General features: G+C 53.2%; 17 protein-coding genes. 7 read left to right on the top strand and 10 right to left on the bottom strand.

Annotation, left to right across the window (positions count from 1 at the left end; genetic code table 11):
- The 4 genes from P9J64_11080 to P9J64_11065 all read right to left on the bottom strand — a co-directional run bounded on the left by P9J64_11080 (position 1) and on the right by P9J64_11065 (position 2,199).
- The gene (locus tag P9J64_11080) at positions 1–363 is read right to left on the bottom strand and encodes a TraR/DksA C4-type zinc finger protein (GenBank protein MDG5468861.1); all 363 of its coding nucleotides are present in this window, start codon (positions 361–363) and stop codon (positions 1–3) included.
- The gene (locus tag P9J64_11075; protein ID MDG5468860.1) at positions 360–1,058 is read right to left on the bottom strand and encodes a hypothetical protein; all 699 of its coding nucleotides are present in this window, start codon (positions 1,056–1,058) and stop codon (positions 360–362) included. Before P9J64_11075 ends, P9J64_11080 begins: the two co-directional genes overlap by 4 nt.
- Positions 1,059–1,153: 95 nt before the next feature.
- Positions 1,154–1,657: a peptide deformylase gene (gene def, locus P9J64_11070; GenBank protein ID MDG5468859.1), complete on the bottom strand. Its 504-nt coding sequence runs from the start codon at positions 1,655–1,657 to the stop codon at positions 1,154–1,156.
- Positions 1,658–1,659: 2 nt separating this feature from the next.
- Positions 1,660–2,199, bottom strand: coding sequence for an ACT domain-containing protein (locus tag P9J64_11065; protein MDG5468858.1), 540 nt, complete (start codon positions 2,197–2,199; stop codon positions 1,660–1,662).
- 147 nt (positions 2,200–2,346) lie between these two features.
- Here P9J64_11065 and P9J64_11060 point away from each other — a divergent pair, with 147 nt between their 5' ends.
- The 3 genes from P9J64_11060 to P9J64_11050 all read left to right on the top strand — a co-directional run bounded on the left by P9J64_11060 (position 2,347) and on the right by P9J64_11050 (position 5,497).
- The gene (locus P9J64_11060) at positions 2,347–2,661 is read left to right on the top strand and encodes a peptide chain release factor-like protein (GenBank protein ID MDG5468857.1); all 315 of its coding nucleotides are present in this window, start codon (positions 2,347–2,349) and stop codon (positions 2,659–2,661) included.
- Between the two features lie 347 nt (positions 2,662–3,008).
- Positions 3,009–3,782 carry a transporter substrate-binding domain-containing protein gene (locus tag P9J64_11055; GenBank protein ID MDG5468856.1) on the top strand — a complete coding sequence of 258 codons (774 nt, stop codon included), beginning with the start codon at positions 3,009–3,011 and terminating at the stop codon, positions 3,780–3,782.
- Positions 3,783–3,859: 77 nt separating this feature from the next.
- Positions 3,860–5,497 (top strand): methyl-accepting chemotaxis protein, encoded by a 1,638-nt coding sequence (locus P9J64_11050; GenBank protein MDG5468855.1) that lies wholly within the window; start codon positions 3,860–3,862, stop codon positions 5,495–5,497.
- 375 nt (positions 5,498–5,872) lie between these two features.
- Here P9J64_11050 and P9J64_11045 read toward each other — a convergent pair whose 3' ends face one another.
- From P9J64_11045 to P9J64_11020, 6 genes are all read right to left on the bottom strand, one after another.
- Positions 5,873–6,772, bottom strand: coding sequence for a protoheme IX farnesyltransferase (locus tag P9J64_11045; GenBank protein MDG5468854.1), 900 nt, complete (start codon positions 6,770–6,772; stop codon positions 5,873–5,875).
- A 1-nt stretch (position 6,773) separates the two neighbouring features.
- A complete protein-coding gene (coxB, locus tag P9J64_11040) occupies positions 6,774–8,093 on the bottom strand; it encodes a cytochrome c oxidase subunit II (GenBank protein MDG5468853.1) in 1,320 nt (439 codons plus the stop codon).
- Between the two features lie 9 nt (positions 8,094–8,102).
- The gene (locus P9J64_11035; protein ID MDG5468852.1) at positions 8,103–8,387 is read right to left on the bottom strand and encodes a cytochrome C oxidase subunit IV family protein; all 285 of its coding nucleotides are present in this window, start codon (positions 8,385–8,387) and stop codon (positions 8,103–8,105) included.
- Positions 8,388–8,570: 183 nt separating this feature from the next.
- On the bottom strand, positions 8,571–9,176 hold the full coding sequence (locus tag P9J64_11030; protein ID MDG5468851.1) for a cytochrome c oxidase subunit 3 family protein: 606 nt from the start codon (positions 9,174–9,176) through the stop codon (positions 8,571–8,573).
- A complete protein-coding gene (gene ctaD, locus P9J64_11025; protein ID MDG5468850.1) occupies positions 9,173–10,801 on the bottom strand; it encodes a cytochrome c oxidase subunit I in 1,629 nt (542 codons plus the stop codon). The genes P9J64_11030 and ctaD overlap by 4 nt, the downstream gene beginning before the upstream one ends.
- A complete protein-coding gene (locus tag P9J64_11020; protein ID MDG5468849.1) occupies positions 10,798–11,916 on the bottom strand; it encodes an SCO family protein in 1,119 nt (372 codons plus the stop codon). Before P9J64_11020 ends, ctaD begins: the two co-directional genes overlap by 4 nt.
- Before the next feature lie 143 nt (positions 11,917–12,059).
- Here P9J64_11020 and P9J64_11015 point away from each other — a divergent pair, with 143 nt between their 5' ends.
- The 4 genes from P9J64_11015 (at position 12,060) to P9J64_11000 (ending at position 14,317) form a co-directional block, all read left to right on the top strand.
- Entirely contained in the window at positions 12,060–12,251 is a 192-nt protein-coding gene (locus P9J64_11015) for a SlyX family protein (GenBank protein ID MDG5468848.1), read from the top strand.
- Complete coding sequence (locus tag P9J64_11010; protein MDG5468847.1) at positions 12,252–12,749, top strand: rhodanese-like domain-containing protein; 498 nt, start codon at positions 12,252–12,254, stop codon at positions 12,747–12,749. It begins immediately after the preceding gene.
- Positions 12,746–13,186 (top strand): MauE/DoxX family redox-associated membrane protein, encoded by a 441-nt coding sequence (locus P9J64_11005; protein MDG5468846.1) that lies wholly within the window; start codon positions 12,746–12,748, stop codon positions 13,184–13,186. Before P9J64_11010 ends, P9J64_11005 begins: the two co-directional genes overlap by 4 nt.
- Before the next feature lie 84 nt (positions 13,187–13,270).
- Positions 13,271–14,317, top strand: coding sequence for a KamA family radical SAM protein (locus P9J64_11000; protein ID MDG5468845.1), 1,047 nt, complete (start codon positions 13,271–13,273; stop codon positions 14,315–14,317).
- Positions 14,318–14,319 lie beyond the last annotated feature (2 nt).

The following is a 14,319-nucleotide window of genomic DNA, read 5'->3' as shown; positions in this document are numbered from 1 at the left end:
CTACCTGCTGCGCGTCTCCTTGTTACTCTGACAATCAATGCAAAATGGAGTTTCCGGCTGTGCTTTCAGACGGGCGTAGCCGATTTCTTCTTCGCAGCTCGCACACAAACCATAGTCATCATCGGCGCATCGACGCAGGGCTGTTTCTATACGCGTCAGTCGCGTTTGTGCGGTGCGTCGGTTCGCCTGCACCATGCTTTGCTGCTGCATGGCGTCCATTCGGGAAAGACGGCCAATGGGCTCATCGAGGCTGACCGGTTGTGCGCCATCTGACGAGTCTGCAAGCAACGTCTGCAACTCGTCGCGAAGATTGAGCAGTTCCTTGTTGAGCTCCTGCTTCTGTTGTTCGCTCAGTTCATTCATGGCACGTCCGTTAACTCTGAAATAAAGTTACTGATTATTTGAGCACCGGTTTCCGGATGAGCCAGAAGGGTTATGTGAGGGCCAGGTCGTTGCTCTATCTGCAATTGCGGCAGCAACTGTTGCAGGGGAACTGTCGCACGTTCAGGAATCAGGCGGTCGTTTTTTGCCTGCAGATAAAGGCAGGGTCCAGAGAAACTTATCTCTGGCGGGGGGGGCAGCTCAGCAAGGATCTTCAAGCGATTTGAAAGGACACTCAGCTTAACAGACTTGAGCGCGTTCTGAAAAATGTTAACGGCCTCAGAGGGCGCGCCGCCAAGGCAGAAAAACCGACCCAGAAATGTTTTGGTGAAGAGGTTGAGGATCAGTTTCTGCGGCAGGTAAAGTCCCGCATCAAGAAAAAAAGGAGTCGGGTGACGCGCAAAGGTTGCAACGAGAAGGACACCCTTCAGATTATCCGGTGGCTCAGAGAGGATTTGCAGGCCGATCGGTCCGGAGAATGATTCTGCCAATAACACGAAGGGTTTCTTACGGGGTAATTGTTTGCGGGCAAAATCGACATGCTCCTGGAAAGACATGACGCGATCGGCTGGATAGCGCACGACCTGAACCTCGATATCCTCAGGGAGGTGTTTCAGCAGGGGATCAAAAACCAGCCCTGTGCCGTCGAGACCGGGAAGGAGTAATAACTTCGTCATAAGTGCCTAGATTCCTCTGTCGAGAGGTGAACGATAAGTGCGTCGAGCATGTCTTGTTCTTTTGCTCTCCTCGTACCACGTACAACGTTCCTGATCTACTTCGATTTCCTGCGGTAAAGATCGGTTTTCAGACTGGAAACGCGATCGAGGAAGAGCATCCCGTCGAGGTGATCCAGTTCATGCTGGATGGCGACAGATTCAAAGCCACACGCTTCAATGACGCGCAGCTGCCCTGCACGGTCGGTGAATTCCACGACAATAAGTTCGGCCCTGGTGACATTGCCGGTGTAATCGGGAACGCTCATGCAGCCTTCACGCATTATCTTGCTGCCGGACTTTTCGATGATCTCGGGGTTGACCATTTCGAGCAGGCCGTGATTGTTGTCTTTGCCGAGTTTGCTCTTCGAGACATCGACGACGACGACGCGCACCAGCTCGCCTATCTGTGGAGCAGCAACGCCGACGGAATGGCCGGAGTCGAGCATGGTGTCGACCAGGTCCTGAATGACGGCGACAGTGGGCTCATCAACAGTTTCAACCTGTCTTGCGACCTGCTTAAGTATCGGGTCAGGATAGAGGAGTATGGGGCGAACGGCCATGGTCAGAGTTCCACCGTCGGGATGGTGCGCACGGTGATATCAACCTGAAGATCCTCGCGTATCGGGGTGAGCCAGCCGTCGACATCTTCTTCCGCAACGTTCTCAGGGAGGACCGCCTCGATAACCATGACATAGACAGGTCGTTCATCGCTGCCGACCAGCTTGGTGTTGAGGTCGGTAATATTAATATTCTTTTCGCCCAGGACTTGAGCGACCCGGTAAACAATCCCGGGCTTGTCGGAACCGTAGACTGAGATCATGCAGATATCGCCGAATATGTTGGAGCGAATTTCACCGCCCGGTTTAAGAACACGCAGGGCGACAGACAGGTCAGAATCCTCCAGGGGCTTGAACGCATCGCCAAAGCTGTCGCGATCCGTGAGCTCCGGATGGCCAAGGATCAAAATCATGGCAAATTGACCGCCCAGAATAGAACAGCTCGAATCGGCGATGTTGCAACCGAGATCGAAAAGAATCTTGGTGACCTGAGAGACGATTCCGGCACGGTCGCGGCCCACGATGGTTAAGGCGAAATGATTCATGGTAGACTCCCTCTTTGACAGTTCAGTAAATAGACTTTATCTTGTAGCACGGCAGAACAAGAAGGGTAAAGGGAGAAGGGTGCCGGGATAAGGGCCTCCCTGTACCTTCCTGTACCTTTAACCCTGTACCCAGACCACGTAATATTGATGAACCCAAAAGATATCCGCATAGACTACTTTCGTGGCTCCGGTCCCGGAGGGCAGCACCGCAACACCAGCGAGACCGGGGTGCGCATTATCCACCTGCCTACAGGTATGGTTGTAACCGCGACCGAGTCTCGTTCCCGCCATCAGAACCTGCAGAAAGCCATGTTGCGACTGGAAGAGAAGCTGGCTGCAAAATTACGCAAGAAGAAGCGGCGCATTGCGACTCGTCCCGGTCGGGGAGCCATCGCCCGACGCCTTGATGCCAAAAGAAAACAGGGCGAAAAGAAGCGCGATCGGCAGAGGTCGGATGATTGATTGCGCGTGATGACCTTTCTGCTCCTGTTGATGATCAATGATTGCCCTTTCTCTTCTTTGCGACAAGCTTCCCCCGTGCGTTACACTTTTGTGACATGAAAGTGTAGCAAGCCTTCTAAGAAGTACCACTTCACCAATTATAATCATGACAGATTTAGTTTCTTTTCTTGTGTTATTTCAGAAGTTTATGGTCTCTCTCTCTCTGGCATATCAAGTTTGGCATTACGATTGCTCTAATTTCTCCTGTCACACGATTACTAAGAGGTCTGACATTGATCATATGATGAATGTTGCACACTGATCTTCATATCAACCAAATCAGAAGACAAGTCATAAGGAGAATAACGATGAAGCGTATTACGACCACCCTTATCAGCCTGGTAGTTCTTACCATCCTGACCGCAGGTTTTGCCACTGCCGCTACGATTACCGTCCGCGCCGATAGCTGGGCCCCCTACAATGAAGAGCCGAACAGCGCGCAGCCCGGCTACATGATTGAATTGGCTAAACTGATTTTTGAAGCCAAAGGTCATGAGATCGACTACCAACTGATGCCATGGACACGCAGCCTTGATGCCGTTGGCAAAGGGACCTACGATGCCGTTGTTGGTACTGACCCCGAGGAATCACCAGATTTCGTGTTTCCTGCAGAGCCCTTAGGTGTCAACAAGAATGGTTTTTATGTCAAAAAAGGCAGCAGTTGGAAGTATCAAGGGGTTGACTCATTCAAGCAGATTCGTCTCGGCGTCATCGATGGCTACGGCTATTATACGGAGTTGGACAGCTATATTGAAGAGGATAAGAAAAGTGGCAAGCTTTTCGCGGCCACCGGCGATGATGCCCTGCCGAAGTTGATCAAGATGCTGAAAGCTGGCCGATTGGATGCGGTCATTGAGAATACCAATGTGATGACTCACGAACTGAACCAGGAGAATCTTTCTGGTGTGATTGTTCTAGCCGGAGGCCCTAATGAGGAGACTCCTCTCTACATGGCTTTCAGCCCGGCGAAGGAAAGCTCAAAGGAGTACGCGAAAATTCTTGAAGACGGAATTGTTGAGTTACGCAGCAGCGGAAAGCTGCAGGAAATATTGGCAAAATACGGTCTCAAAGACTGGAAATAAATCAATTGAAGACTCCCACGGCATAGCCGTGGGAGTCTTCATTGTTGGTGATAATGACTTAAAGTGAGAATGAAGTTATGAGAAGTCTGCGCATAAAGCTATTAGTCTGGTTTGTTGGCATCATTACTCTAGCCTTGGCTGGTTTAGGTGCTTTCAACTACCAGCAGCGTCAAGCCGAGATGCTGGACAACCTGGCACAACAAAGACAAGCTGTTTTGAAACGTGCCGTTTTAACATTACCAGATGCTTTGTATGGCTTTGATGATCGCCAGATTGAGAATTTTCTTGCCGCCGAGATGAACAACCGTGACATTGCTACGGTCTTGGTTCTCGATGCTTCAGGTGCCCTGGCCTACGCACAGGGGCGCAATGAAGAGGGCGAGAGTGTTGTCCTGAGTGAAATTCCTGCGGGCTATGAAGCTGAGGCTGGTCAGGACATGATGTATGACAACGAATCCCTTGGCCGTTTCGAAGTGGTGATGTCTTACCAGGGGCTTAATGATGCCTTGATGGACGAAATTGTTTCGACCATTCAGAAAATTGTTGTGTTGGCCCTGGTGATGATCATTGCAGTCTGGATCTTGTTGCAACGGATTATTATTGGTCCTCTGATGGCCCTGGTGGGTACCATGCGCGAAATGGAATCGACCAACGACTTGTCTCTGCGCACCAGTAAGGTCAGTAATGACGAAATCGGTATCGTTATCGAAAGTGTCAATGCTTTCCTCGATGCAATGGCTGAGAAGATGCGTCAATTGGAGAAGATGGCTGATGCAGATCTGACTGTAGACTTGCCGCTGGTGTCTGATCGGGACACCATGGGCAAATCGCTGCGCGGCCTGAAGGCGAAGATGGCCAGCCTGATTGGTGAAATCGTGCGTTCAGCACACCAGGTTCGCTCAGGAGCCATGCAACTGACAGATACCAGCGCCACCCTGAACCAGGGCGCAACCGAGCAGGCGGCCTCGGCAGAGGAAGCCTCCTCTTCAATTGAAGAGATGGTGGCCAATATCAGGCAGAATGCTGACAACGCCATGCAGACGGAAAAGATCGCTATCCTATCGGCGGAAAAAGGTGGTGAAGGCGGCCAGGCGGTTCGGGCGACCGTTGTCGCGATGAAAGAGATCGCTGGCAAGATCCAGATCATTGAGGAGATCGCCAGGCAAACCAATCTTCTGGCCCTGAATGCCGCGATCGAGGCCGCGCGAGCCGGTGAGCATGGTAAAGGTTTTGCTGTTGTTGCTGCTGAAGTTCGCAAACTTGCAGAACGGAGTCAGCAGGCCGCCGGTGAAATCAGTGAACTTTCTGGCAACAGCGTTGATATCGCTGAAGAGGCCGGAAATATGCTGGAAGTCATTGTCCCTGATATCCAGAAGACCGCCGAACTGGTTCAGGAAATAAGCGCTGCCAGCAAGGAGCAGGATGCCGGAGCTGAGCAGATTAACAAATCGATCCAACAGCTTGACCAGGTCATTCAGAAAAATGCTGCGGCGACTGAAGAGATGGCGTCAACTTCGGAAGAGCTTTCAGCCCAGGCAGAACACCTTCAGCAGATGGTTGCGGTTTTCAAGCTCGGTGAAACCTTTGAGTTCGAGGACAAACAGACTAAGCAAGAATTGTCGTCGCCCCAACAGCGTCAAATACCCCGTAATGATTATCAGGCGGATTTTGGAGCAACTCGTGATACAGTCGATGATGAATTCGAGCAGTATTGAGGAAGTTGTTTGCCTCGATGGTGCAGGTCGGAGATTAAGGCCTCTTCCAACAGGCTGACGCAATAATAAAAAAGCGCCCTTAAACGGGGCGCTTTTTTAATTTTTTCGTAGTTTCTCGGCACTGATTTTGATGGCTGGACCGGCGACCATGGCTCTTAATACGCAGCTCCCAGGGCCACGGTGGCCTCCCCCATAATTTCTACAGAGCTCACCGACATCGATCGTGCAGGAACGGTCAAAAATGCTGTGTCCTCTGTGACGAAAAGGATTTTGGTCAGGTTTTGTCTTGTCTTGTCATTAGCTGTTGCCTGATAGTTTGCTGCGGGGGGGGCTATCCTGGGGGCGGCATTTGACAAAAACAGCTAGAGTCAGAGATTAAAGTGCCAATCTGAGCAGGAGACCGTTGAGGAGGATGCAGCCCAGTATCAGGCCGAGGTAGATGTGTAAGCCGATGCGTAGTTTGGCAGCGGTTTTTTCAATAAAGAAGGTCTTTTTCTGAACACCTGTTGTCCAGATCGCAAAAAAGATGGCCAGACCGGCAATCACCCCCTGCAGTATTGGCAGTTGTACCAGCTGCATCGGCAGCAGTAACAAGGTGGCCGTCACCATGCCGAGAATCCAGAAATGGCTGATGCTCAAGAGTTGATGGCTGCTCAGCTTTTGCGGCAGGACTTTGAAACCAACCCTTTTCAACTCTTCACGATCGGGTAGCGCCAGGAGCCAGTAGTGAGGAACCTGCCAGAGGACCATGAGCAGGACCAGCGCGAGGGGGCGTGGGTCGAGTGGGTCTCCTCCTGCGGCCAGCCAACCAATCAGTGGCGGCAGAGCTCCGCAAGGGGTTCCGGCAATTACGGCCAACGATGAGCGCCGTTTCAACGGTGTATAGGTGAGTAGATACCAGGCTGTTGCAGCCAGCCCCAACAGGGCTGTGTTCGGGCCGGTGGTTGCAAAAAGAATGACGAGTCCACCACTGCCGAAAAGAAGGCCGATCAACATCCCCGATCCTGGCGAGAGAGCACCGCTGGCCAGGGGGCGGCGGCAGGTGCGGTGCATCAGGGCGTCAGTCGAGCGTTCCTGAACCTGGTTGAGCACCGAGCAGGATGCGCTGAGCAGGAAGATACCCCAGGCCAGCGCCCAGAGGACGAGCCCGGAAACATGTTGATCTGCTGCCAGGGCAGCGGTGAGAGCAGAGATTGCCACCATCACCGACAGGGGCAGTCTGATCAGACGACTTAACGCCGCCAGGTTTGTCATGGTTCCGGAATGGCTCTGCATGTCACTTCAATGTCTCCAGCCAGGCACGCAGGTCCTGAATCTCTTCATCGCTGAGGCCCGGGTAGGGTGGCATCGCCGGGGGATAGCCCTGAAGCACGTCTGCACCCGGTTCGCGAAGCGCTTTGATCAGGTAGCTGTCATCAGCGACAAGGGTTATCTCCTGGCCATCCCGGGTGACGATACGCTCACTGCCCCAGAAGCCTTTTAATGTGGGGCCAACGCGTTTGCTGCCATCAACGCTGTGGCAGCCGAGACAGCCGTTCTTGGCTGCCAGCGCTTCGCCTCGTTCCGCAGGGCTTGCTGGCTCTTCAGAGGTAGCGGGTGCTGTTGCTTCTTCAGCGGGAGCCTTCTCTTCTGTTTGTTCAGCTTCTTCTAACTGGTTCTCTGTGGTCTCTTCGCCAGACTGTCCACCAGCTTTGAGGTTGAGCAGGTAATCAAGGATTCCTGTCATGTCTTCTTCGGGAATTTTTCCTGCGTAAGAAGGCATGGCCGGTGGGAAGCCTTCGACAATCTCAATATTCGGGTCGATAATCGCCTTTTCCAGATAATCACGATCGCTGGTCAGGGTTCGACTCTCGCCATTGGCGATCACTGTGACCTGGCGTCCTCCGATGCCTTGGAAGCTTGGTCCTACCGATGGTGAGCCATCAAGAGAGTGGCAGCCCAGGCATCCATGTTTTTGCAGTAAACCCTTGCCAGCAGCAGTCGCTGAGGGTTTCTCTGCCAGCCAGCCGGCAAATTCTGCGGCGGGAATGGCTTCGACCGTGGTGATCATGTCAGCGTGGGCGACCCCGCAATATTCTGCACAGAAGAGATCATAGCTGCCCGGCTCTTCAGCGACGAACCAGGCGTAAGTCTCCATGCCCGGGACGCAATCACGTTTCACCCGGAAAGCTGGCACATAGAAGCTGTGTAGCACATCTTCGGAATTCAGTCTTACGTTGACCGGTTGTCCGACCGGAACATAAAGCTTGTCAGAGGTTTTGCCGTTCTCATAGGTGAAGAGCCACGACCACATGCGGGCATTGCCCTGAACCGGGATAGCGTTGTCCGGAACGCGACGCAGGGAAAGGTAGCCTTCCCAGCCGTACCAGAACATCACCATGACCAGAATCGACGGGATGACCGTCCAGGTGATTTCAAGCCAGACGTTGTGATCTTTCTGGCTGAGTGGCACAGGATATCTTTTGCGATTATATCGCCAGACCAGGTAAACCATGGCCACCGTGATGCCGAGCAGGGCGACGCCACTGATGCCGAAGATAATATAAAAAGCCTTGTCGACTGCCTCAGTGGTAGTAATCAGAGGTTGGGTGTTCACAGTCTCTCCTTAGCGATATAGAACATCAAAAAAGTTAAGGCCGATAAAGATTGCCAGAATCGCCAACGCTGCAAACAACGATAGCTTGAAAAGACGATTTTCGTACTTCATGTGCATGAAGACTGCAACCACCAAGCCTGATTTGAGTGTCGCAATGCCAAGGGCAACCCAAATGTTCATCGCACCCAGGTTGTATTGCGCTACGGCTACGGTGACCCCGGTGAGGATCAGTAGTGCGATCCAGATAATGGCGAAAGTTTTGTAAGGAACTATATGAGTGTGTTCTTCGGACATAAATACCTCTTTTGGACTTAAGGGCGAAAAACTTTTAACGCCCGTTCGCTTTACTCACTCAAGGCGCAAAGGTTAAAACCAAGACGCAAAGAAAATCGGTTTTATGGGTTTTAAAACAAAGAAGTTCTCTCTGCGTCTTTCCTTACCCCTTGGCGTCTTTGCGTTAAGTCTTCTCCGTATTGGTTAGTGCAAAATCAGATAGTACAGCGGGAAAACAAAAATCCAGATCAGGTCAACCAGGTGCCAGTAAAGCCCGGCATTTTCGAGAATAACCCAATCATCGGCATTGACCCGGTCTTTTTTAATCAGGATCATGGCCCAGGCGATAACCAGGGCTCCGATGATAACGTGGAGACCGTGCAGTCCCGTGGTTAGATAATAAAGGTTGAAGAAGATCATCTCACCGGGCTGCATCTCTTTCAGGTGCTCCGAGCCGGGATAGATGCCGTGATTGATTTTGGCGCTCCACTCAAAGTATTTGTTGACCATAAAGATGACGGCGCAAGCGATGGTACTGCCGAGCAGCCGGAGGCAGAGCGTCTTGGCACCACGGCGCAAGGCGGTGATCGAGATCGCGACGAACAGGCTGCTGGTCAGCAGGACTAAGGTGTTGCCGCCACCGAACCAGACATTGAGCTCTTTGCCGGCGGAAATAAACTCTTGTGGATAGCGCGCCAGGTAGACGGCATAGAGGAGAAAAAGTCCGCCAAAGAGGAGTACCTCGGTAAAGAGGAAGAGCCACATGCCGAACTTGGCGCCCGTATAATCCTTGTGAACATGGCCGCTCATAGGATCCCCGCTTTCGTGAAATCATAAGGGCCGTGAGTGACCACCGGATCCTCCTCGCCAAAATTCTCCATCGGCGGGGGTGAGGGGACCTGCCATTCGAGAGAGGCTCCGCCCCAGGGGTTGGCTTCTACAGGGTCGCCTTTGAAAATGCCACGAAAAATGTTGGCGAACATCAGCACCAGCCCAACAGCCAGAATCCAGGAGCCGACGGTTGCCAATTGATTCAGGCCGGTAAATTCAGGGACATAGTCGTAGTAGCGGCGCGGCATCCCCTGCATGCCGACGATCTTCATCGAGATGTAGAGAATCAGGAAGCCGATGACCATGATAGCCCAGGCAACGGTTGCGATGGTTTTGTCGTACATGCGGCCGTAGATCTTTGGAAGCCAATAGTGCATGGCGGCGAAGAAGGCCATACCGGTACCGCCGAACATGACGAAATGGAAGTGGCCAACAACGAAGTATGTGTCGTGCACGTGAACATCTGCTGCTGCCGCGCCGAGAACCAGACCGGTTAAGCCGCCGATGGTAAAGAGCAGGATGAATGACAGCGCGTAAAGGAGCGGCGGGTCGAGCAGAATCGAGCCTTCATAGAGGGTCGCCAGCCAGTTGAAAACCTTGATAGCCGAGGGAATGGCAACGATGAAAGTCAAAAACGAGAAGACCAGGACAGCCATGTCTGACATGCCGCTGGTGTACATGTGGTGTGCCCAGACCAGGGAACCGGCAAAGGCGATGGCGAGGCTTGAAACGACGATGGCTTTGTAGCCGAAGCAGGGCTTGCGGGAAAAAACCGGGATAATATCGGAGACCACGCCCATGCCGGGAAGAATCATGATGTAAACCGCCGGATGTGAGTAGATCCAGAACAGGTGCTGGAACATGATCGGATCTCCACCCTGGGCCGGATCGAAGAGGCCGGTGCCGATAACCCGTTCAGCAAAGAGCAGGGCAACGGTAATGCCGATGACCGGCGTGGCGAGGATCTGGATCCAGGCGGTGGCGTAGAGTGACCAGGTGAAAAGCGGGATGCGCATCCAGGTCATGCCCTCGGTCCGCAAGCGGTGAACCGTGGTGACGAAGTTAAGGCCGGTGAGTATCGACGAGAAACCGAGAATAAAGACCGCCACGGCAGCTAAGGAAACGTTGGTGCTGGTCTGGGCCGAGAAGGGTACGTAGAAGGTCCAGCCGGTGTCCGGTGGCCCGCCGCCGGTAAAGAGTGAGGTCACCGCAAGCATAGCGCCTGTGATGTAAAGATACCAGGAGAAGAGGTTGAGTTTCGGAAAGGCCACATCACGGGCGCCAATCTGGATCGGCATGATCAGGTTGCCAAAGGCCGCCGGTATGCCAGGAATGATAAAGAGAAAAATCATGATAACGCCGTGCAGAGTAAAGACGGCGTTGTAGGTTTGAGCGCCCATGATTGTTTCACCCGGGGCAAAAAGTTCCAGACGAATCAGCAGGCCGAGGATCGCACCAACACAAAAGAAGAAGATGATGCACCAGAAGTAAAGCAGGCCGATACGCTTATGGTCCGTGGAGAGGAGCCAGGCAAAGATCCCCGGGTACTGGCCTTCATCGAAAAAGCCGCGCTCGCTGGTTGCCGTAGTCGTTACATCACTCATAAATTCTTATCCTTCTTGCCCTTCTTGCCGCCGAACACCAGGAAGGCAGCGAAGATTGCCAGGGTTGTTAAAATAGCCGTAGCTGAAACACGCAGGATGTTGAAAACATATGTTTTCTGCTCCGGATCAAAGCTGAAGCAGTACTGTACCATTTTACGAATTGTGGTGCCAACGTGCCCTGTTTTTGCTTCGTAAAGGGCCAGGGTCAGATCTTTGGGGAGAACGTGGGTGCCGTGCAGGTAACGCACGATCTTGCCCTCTGGTGAGACGACGAAGAACACCACAGGGTGCAGAAACTCTGTGCCGACTTTTTGAAAACGATAGCCTGCAGCATCGGTTAGCTGAAGAATCGTCTCCTTGTCGCCGGTCAGGAAACGCCAGGCCTTGTCCGGGTACTGGTGTTTCATGGCCGCGTAGTAGGTATCTCGGCTGCGTTGTGCCAGTTCCGGTTTCTCCGTGTCGTCAAAGCTGACGGAGATAACCTGGTAATCTTCGCCGCCCTTGAGCTTGAGCCCGGGCAGGACACGTGCCAGATCCCCTTGCAGGAAATGGCAGACATTGGGGCATCGATAGTAGACCGGCGCGATTACGGTCGGTTTGTTCACCAGCTCAGCGAGGCTGACAGGGTTGCCCTGCTCGTCAGTAAAGACCAGATCGAGGGGGAGGATGGCGCCGAGCTTTTCATCAAGCCCGACTTTGCTCTCATCGGTTTCTGTCTGCACGGGATGAACATGGACGGCAGTCTCTGCAGCTGTTTCGCCCTGGCCGTCATGTTCCATTCCTGCATGCTGATCGTGATTCATCTCGCTGGGCCTGGTCGGAGCCTTCTTGCCGGACTTGTCATTGGCCATCTCGTCCGACTTGTCGTGGTTCATCCCGGCGTGTTGATCATGCGCCATTTCACTGGGCTTGGCATGATTCATTTCAGCATGTTTATCATGGTTCATGCCAGCATCTTGATCGTGGGTCATCGCGGCCGGCTCGCTGTGCTGTTGCTGTTCTTCGGCTGCTGTTGCCGGGCTGCCCAGTGACAATGAACAGAGAAAAACGCCGCACGCCAGTAGCATGAGAACCACAGGGGCGAACTGTTGCTTTACAAACTTGTCTTTAGTCATGAGGTCTCATCTTAAAAAGGGAAAGTTGACAATCTCGGTAATGATATCAATTTTATGAAAGTTTGCAATCATTTCAGTCCCATTGAGTCGATTGCGCAGCGGTGGTTCTTCTGATAGCATGTGCGCGTTTAAAGGAGGTCTTTATGGAAGAACTGAAAGAGCGCATTATTGAGCTGGAAATTCGTTACGCTCACCAGAACCTCATGGTGGAAGAGCTGAATACGGAATTGACCTCAGCCCATGCCCGGATTGATCGTCTTGAACGAAAGGTCGGGGCCATGCACGAAATGCTCGGCACTATGGGGCCTGAGCTCACAGAGTCTCCGGACGAATAAATGCTCAGAGATTTGAAACGCATAGCTCTTGAAGCCTGTGTTCTGATTGCTTTTGCCGCCCTGTTCGGTCTGACCCTGAATCATCAGCTGGTGATGGACGCCTTCAGTGGTCGCCTTGTCTCACCGCAGAGCACGATTGAAGAGGTCAACTCACCTGCCGCGTTACCGATGCCTGTCTTGATCGATGAAGTCCAGCAGGTCATGGCTTCAGGAGGCTTGATCGTTGATGCTCGAAGCCCCGAACTCTACGCATTAGAACATATCGAAGGTGCCGTCTCGCTGCCGATGGTCGAGATCGATGCTGAACTGCCTGAGTTCCTTGGAAGGGTTGCAAGAAATCGGGTTATCATCACCTACTGCAGTGGCTTCGGCTGCCCTGACTCTTTTGACCTGGGCATGACCTTGATAAATTCCGGCTACCTCGATGTTCGGGTTTTTGAAGGTGGCTTTCCGGAATGGCGTGACGCTGGCCTTCCCATTGCGGGGGAAAGCCAATGAAACGCGCGCAAATCATTCTCTACCACCTCTCTCGGCTTGCTTTGGCGTTGACCTTTGTTTATGCCGGCGCCGTGAAAATGCAGGACGTGGTCACTTTTGCCGGACATGTAGCGGCCTACCAGATTCTCCCTTACGCCATGAACTACCTGGTTGCAGCCACTCTGCCTTACGTGGAGTTTTTGGCCGGGCTCCTGTTGCTGCTTAATTCCCGGGTGCGACCGGCTCTTGTGGCTGTGGGCGGCATGAATCTGGTCTTCATGCTTGCTCTCCTGTCAGTTCTGCTGCGTGGTCTGGATATTGACTGCGGTTGTTTTGACCCGGGCGGTGGGCAGGATGTTTCGGCTGCTGCTGCGCTGTTGCGAGATGTCGGCTTGATGATTCTGGTTGTTCTGGTTTGGTGGCTGCGTAGCCGAAAACCAGTAATCAGTGATCAGTAATCAGACAATCAAGCTTGAAGATGACCCCGACACCCGACAACTGACACCCGACAACTGACAACTGACAACTGACAACTAGAACCTATGCCTTGGAAAAAACAACTAGCCGATAGCCTCACCACACCGGAACAGTTGGCAGAACGCTTCGGCATCGATCCCGAACCCCTGCGTGCCGTGGCCGCTCGTTATCCTCTGCGGATTACTCCCCACACCCTCGACCTGATTGAAGAACCGGGCGATCCGATCTGGAGGCAATGCGTTCCTGATCTTTCTGAACTGGCGGTTGACGAGCTCCCCGAAGATTCCCTGAATGAACGGTCTTTTTCTCCTGTGCCGGCGGTCGTGCATCGTTATCCGGACCGGGCTCTTTTGCTGGTTTTCGGTCAGTGTGCCGGCTATTGTCGTTTCTGTACCCGTAAAAATCGGGTGGGCACCTCTGCGCTGGCTTTTTCACAGCAGCAGGTTGCCGACGGCATCGCCTACATCGTCGCAACGCCAGGGATTCGTGATGTTATTCTGACCGGCGGCGATCCGCTTCTTCTGGATGACGACCGTCTCGAAGATATCCTGACCCGATTACATGCGATCCCTCACCTGGAGATCATCCGTGTCGGCAGCCGGGTGCCGGTCACCTTGCCGGCGCGCATCACCCCGGAGCTCTGTGGCCTACTGGCCCGTTTTCAGCCCCTCTATCTCAACACGCATTTCAATCATCCGCGCGAAATCGTCTCTGCCAGTATCGAGGCGTGCACACGCCTGGCTGATGCCGGGATTCCACTGGGAAATCAGACGGTTCTGCTCGGTGGTGTCAATGACGGTCCTGCCGTGATGATCGATCTCTGTCGCAAGCTATTGAAGATGCGGGTGCGTCCCTACTACCTGCATCACCTTGACCAGGCCCGGGGTACAGCACATTTCAGGGTGCCTGTAGAGCGTGGCCTTGAGATCATCGCAGCGATGCGCGGCCAGTTCTCCGGATTGGGGATCCCGCAATATGTTGTTGACCCGCCCGGTGGCCAGGGCAAGGTGCCGTTGTTGCCTGAAAATCTTCTGCAAGTCGGGGAAGTGCTTAAGGTGAGAACTGCTGACGGTGTTGTCGAACTACCCAATCGCCGCCGTCAGCTTATTTAAGA

The organism is Deltaproteobacteria bacterium IMCC39524 (assembly GCA_029667085.1).
Lineage (GTDB): Bacteria > Desulfobacterota > Desulfuromonadia > Desulfuromonadales > BM103 > M0040.
The sequence above is the reverse complement of the archived record's forward strand: the minus strand, read 5'-3'. Positions and strand labels throughout refer to the sequence as shown.

What these genes read in the sequence shown, in the direction of transcription:
- P9J64_11080 (MDG5468861.1), bottom strand. Translation starts at nt 363, where the DNA reads ATGAATGAACTGAGCGAACAACAGAAGCAGGAGCTCAACAAGGAACTG.
- P9J64_11075 (MDG5468860.1), bottom strand. Translation starts at nt 1,058, where the DNA reads ATGACGAAGTTATTACTCCTTCCCGGTCTCGACGGCACAGGGCTGGTT.
- def (MDG5468859.1), bottom strand. Translation starts at nt 1,657, where the DNA reads ATGGCCGTTCGCCCCATACTCCTCTATCCTGACCCGATACTTAAGCAG.
- P9J64_11065 (MDG5468858.1), bottom strand. Translation starts at nt 2,199, where the DNA reads ATGAATCATTTCGCCTTAACCATCGTGGGCCGCGACCGTGCCGGAATC.
- P9J64_11060 (MDG5468857.1), top strand. Translation starts at nt 2,347, where the DNA reads ATGAACCCAAAAGATATCCGCATAGACTACTTTCGTGGCTCCGGTCCC.
- P9J64_11055 (MDG5468856.1), top strand. Translation starts at nt 3,009, where the DNA reads ATGAAGCGTATTACGACCACCCTTATCAGCCTGGTAGTTCTTACCATC.
- P9J64_11050 (MDG5468855.1), top strand. Translation starts at nt 3,860, where the DNA reads ATGAGAAGTCTGCGCATAAAGCTATTAGTCTGGTTTGTTGGCATCATT.
- P9J64_11045 (MDG5468854.1), bottom strand. Translation starts at nt 6,772, where the DNA reads ATGCAGAGCCATTCCGGAACCATGACAAACCTGGCGGCGTTAAGTCGT.
- P9J64_11035 (MDG5468852.1), bottom strand. Translation starts at nt 8,387, where the DNA reads ATGTCCGAAGAACACACTCATATAGTTCCTTACAAAACTTTCGCCATT.
- P9J64_11030 (MDG5468851.1), bottom strand. Translation starts at nt 9,176, where the DNA reads ATGAGCGGCCATGTTCACAAGGATTATACGGGCGCCAAGTTCGGCATG.
- ctaD (MDG5468850.1), bottom strand. Translation starts at nt 10,801, where the DNA reads ATGAGTGATGTAACGACTACGGCAACCAGCGAGCGCGGCTTTTTCGAT.
- P9J64_11020 (MDG5468849.1), bottom strand. Translation starts at nt 11,916, where the DNA reads ATGACTAAAGACAAGTTTGTAAAGCAACAGTTCGCCCCTGTGGTTCTC.
- P9J64_11015 (MDG5468848.1), top strand. Translation starts at nt 12,060, where the DNA reads ATGGAAGAACTGAAAGAGCGCATTATTGAGCTGGAAATTCGTTACGCT.
- P9J64_11010 (MDG5468847.1), top strand. Translation starts at nt 12,252, where the DNA reads ATGCTCAGAGATTTGAAACGCATAGCTCTTGAAGCCTGTGTTCTGATT.
- P9J64_11005 (MDG5468846.1), top strand. Translation starts at nt 12,746, where the DNA reads ATGAAACGCGCGCAAATCATTCTCTACCACCTCTCTCGGCTTGCTTTG.
- P9J64_11000 (MDG5468845.1), top strand. Translation starts at nt 13,271, where the DNA reads ATGCCTTGGAAAAAACAACTAGCCGATAGCCTCACCACACCGGAACAG.